At 63.2% G+C, this 3672-nt stretch carries 2 protein-coding genes; both read left to right on the plus strand.

All coding sequences use genetic code 11. The features are described 5' to 3' along the window. Window positions 1-38: 38 nt before the first annotated feature. On the plus strand, window positions 39-1142 hold the full coding sequence (locus ACE04F_RS06530) for a WD40/YVTN/BNR-like repeat-containing protein (protein WP_486105502.1): 1104 nt from the start codon (window positions 39-41) through the stop codon (window positions 1140-1142). 52 nt (window positions 1143-1194) lie between these two features. Then, window positions 1195-3615 carry an efflux RND transporter permease subunit gene (locus ACE04F_RS06535; RefSeq protein WP_486105503.1) on the plus strand — a complete coding sequence of 807 codons (2421 nt, stop codon included), beginning with the start codon at window positions 1195-1197 and terminating at the stop codon, window positions 3613-3615. Window positions 3616-3672 lie beyond the last annotated feature (57 nt).

Raw genomic sequence — 3672 nt, forward strand, 5'->3', positions numbered from 1 at the left:
GGGGCGGCCGCAGACGATTTTCCAGGCGGGATGATGATATGAACGTTGAAAAAATCTTCGCGAACCGCGGTCCGCTATGGGCAGTTGGTGCCCTGGTGTGCTGCCTGTGGGCGAGCGTGCCTTGGGTCGCGCAGGCCACGACATTGGCCGTACTGCAGCAACCGGCCCTGCCAACGGCCAAGGCGCCGCGCGCGGTATTGCTCGGGCTGGCCCGGGCCGGTGAGCGCCTGGTGGCGGTCGGTGAGCGCGGCATCGTGTTGCTTTCCGACGATGCCGGAATGAATTGGCGCCAGGCCAAGGTGCCGGTCAGCGTCAGCCTGACGGCGGTGCAGTTTGTCGATGCCGAACAGGGCTGGGCGGTCGGTCATCTGGGCGTGGTACTGCACAGCCGGGACGGCGGCGAAACCTGGGAAAAGCAACTCGACGGCGAGCGTGCGATCGCCCTGGCGATGCAGGTTGCAGAGCGCGATGCCGATCAGCCCGGCGGTGCCAGCCAGTTGACGCAGGCTCGGCATATGCTCGCCGACGGGCCGGATAAACCGTTCCTTGACCTGTACTTCATTGATCGACTGCACGGCTACGTCGTGGGGGCCTACAACCAGATCTACCGCACCGACGACGGCGGGCGTAGCTGGCAGCCGTGGATGCGTCATGTCGACAACCCGCAGGGCTTGAACCTGTATGGCGTCCGCGGCGTGGGCAAGGACCTGCTGCTGGCGGGAGAGCGCGGCCTGCTGTTGCGTTCGAGCGATGGCGGGCAGTCGTTCCACGCCTTGAAATCACCGTATGAAGGCAGTTTTTTCGGCCTGCTCGGCACCCGCGACGGGGCCTTGATTGCCTACGGTCTGCGTGGCAATGCCTGGTGGTCGGACGATCGAGGCAACAGTTGGCGACGCCTTGAGACCGCTACCGAGTCAACGCTGGCGGCAGCGCTTGAGCTGCGCGACGGCAGCCTGTTGTTGGCCAGCCAGGGCGGTGAATTTTTATTCAGCCATGACCAGGGCCGCAGCTTTGACAAGCGTCAGAGCCGCAGCGGTGGCACGGTTGCCGCCGTGCAACAGGCGGTCGATGGCAGCCTCGCCAGCGTCGGTTTGAGCGGCGTGGCCGCCGACCAGGATCCGCGAGGCTCCAGTAAACCTTGAAACTTCCCGGTGTAGCGCTATCGAGCCACGGCTCGTGCAACAGGAGTCAAACTTGAAAGACGACAGAATCCAAACCGTGATCGGCCGCCAGGAAGACTTCGACCGGGCGTCGGGCAATTTCGCCGAGCGGGCGATTTTCAACCATCGCCCGCTGGTAATCCTGCTGTGCCTGCTGGTGACCCTGGTGCTGGGCTGGCAAGCCACGCGCATCGGTATCAATGCCAGTTACGAGAAGACCATTCCCACCGGGCATCCCTACGTCGCCAACTTCCTCGAGAATCGCAGTGAGTTGAGTGGCCTGGGCAATTCGCTGCGTATCGCCGTGGAGGTCAGGCAAGGCAGCATTTTTACCAAGGACTATCTCGATACTCTGGCCAGGCTCAATGACGAGCTCTATCTGCTACCGGGCGTCGACCGCCCCTACATGAAATCGTTATGGACCCCGACCACGCGCTGGACCGCCGTGACGGAGGAGGGGCTCGATGGCGGCACGGTGATCCCTGACGACTACGATGGCTCGGCCAGCAGCATCGAACAGGTGCGCACCAACGTCGGCCGTTCCGGTGAAGTCGGCCAGTTGATCGCCGGCAACTACAAGTCCAGTGTGATCTTCGTGCCGCTGCTGGAGATCAACCCACAGACGGGCAAGGCCCTCGATTACGGTGAGTTTTCCCGGCAACTGGAAGCGTTGCGAGACAAGTACCAGACCGACGACTTGCGAATCCATATCACCGGCTTTACCAAGATCGTCGGCGACCTGATCGAGGGAATGACCCAGGTCCTGCTGTTTTTCGTGGTGGCGGTACTAGTCACGGTGATGGTGCTGTTCGGCTACACCCGTTGTGCGCGCAGCACCCTGGTGGTGGTGACCTGTTCGCTGGCCGCCGTGCTTTGGCAACTGGGGCTGCTGGCACTGCTCGGTTACGAGCTGGACCCCTACTCGGCACTGGTGCCGTTCCTGGTGTTCGCCATCGGCATGAGCCACGGCGCGCAGAAGATGAACGGCATCATGCAGGACATCGGCCGGGGCACCCACCGGGTGGTTGCCGCGCGCTATACCTTCCGCCGGCTGTTCGCCGCCGGCATCACCGCCTTGCTCTGTGATGCGGTGGGCTTTGCGGCGTTGCTGCTGATCAGCATCCGGGTGATCCAGGACCTGGCGGTCACCGCCAGCCTCGGGGTGGCGGTGCTGATCTTCACCAACCTGATCCTCTTGCCGATCCTGCTCAGCTACATCGGCGTCAGCCCGGCAGCGGCGCAACGCAGCCTGAGTGCGGAAACCACCGAGCAGCAAGCGCAGATCAAACATCCGCTGTGGCGCGTGCTCGATCTGTTCACCCAGCGGCGCTGGGCCATTGGCGCCATGCTGGCCGGCTTGCTGTTGGCCGCGTCTGGTTTTGCCGTGAGCCTGCACCTGAAGATCGGCGACCTGGACCCCGGCGCTCCGGAACTGCGTGCCGACTCGCGCTACAACCTCGATGCGCTGTTCATGACGCAAAACTATGCGGCCAGCTCGGACATCTTCGTGGTCATGATCAAGACTCCGGAGGATCAATGCACCCGTTACGCCAGCCTGTCCGCGGTCGACGCGCTGGCCTGGCAACTCGAGCAATTGCCCGGCGTGGAATCGACCACCTCGATGGCGGCACTGAGCAAGATCGCCACGGCCGGGTATAACGAGGGCAATTTCAAATGGTATGAACTGATCCCCAACGACGGCGCGCTGGGCGCCGTGCAAACCCGCGCGCCGCGAGAGCTGTTCAACCAGGGCTGCTCGATGCTGTCGCTGTACGTCTACCTGGCCGATCACAAGGCTGACACCTTGAACCGCGTGGTGGAGGCCAGCGAGCAGTTCATCGCCGCGCATCAGTTGCCAGAGGTCAAGTTCATGCTGGCGGCCGGCAGTGCGGGGATCGAAGCGGCGACCAATATCGTCGTGAAGAAATCCATGCGCGAGATGCTCTTCTGGGTCTACGGCGCGGTCAGCCTGTTATGCCTGCTGACCTTCCGCAGTTGGCGCGCCACCCTTTGCGCGATGCTGCCGCTGATGCTCACCTCGATTCTGTGCGAGGCGCTGATGGTGGGGCTGGGCATGGGCGTGAAAGTCGCGACGCTGCCGGTCATCGCGCTGGGCGTGGGCATCGGCGTCGATTACGCGCTCTATGTGCTCAGCGTGATCCTGGCGCGCATGCGTGCCGGCGACACCCTGGCCCAGGCGTATTACCAGGCGCTGTTATTCACCGGCAAGGTAGTGTTGCTGACAGGCATGACATTGGCGGTGGCGGTGTCGACCTGGGCTTTTTCGCCGATCAAGTTCCAGGCCGACATGGGGATTTTGCTGGCCTTCATGTTCCTGGTGAACATGCTTGGCGCGCTGATCCTGCTGCCGGCCCTGGCATGGTGGCTGTTGCCGCGGAAGGTGTTTGAAAAGAAGCCTGAACTGAGCCGGCGGGAGCGCTGGGTGAGGGGCTGAAGCGGTCATCCTGTGGGAGCGAGCCTGCTCGCGAAAGCGGAGCGTCAGTCGATGAAG

The organism is Pseudomonas sp. AGC41 (genome assembly GCF_057334555.1).

Bases quoted from the DNA above. Each gene is read 5' to 3' on its own strand.
- ACE04F_RS06530 (WP_486105502.1), top strand. From the start codon at position 39: ATGAACGTTGAAAAAATCTTCGCGAACCGCGGTCCGCTATGGGCAGTT.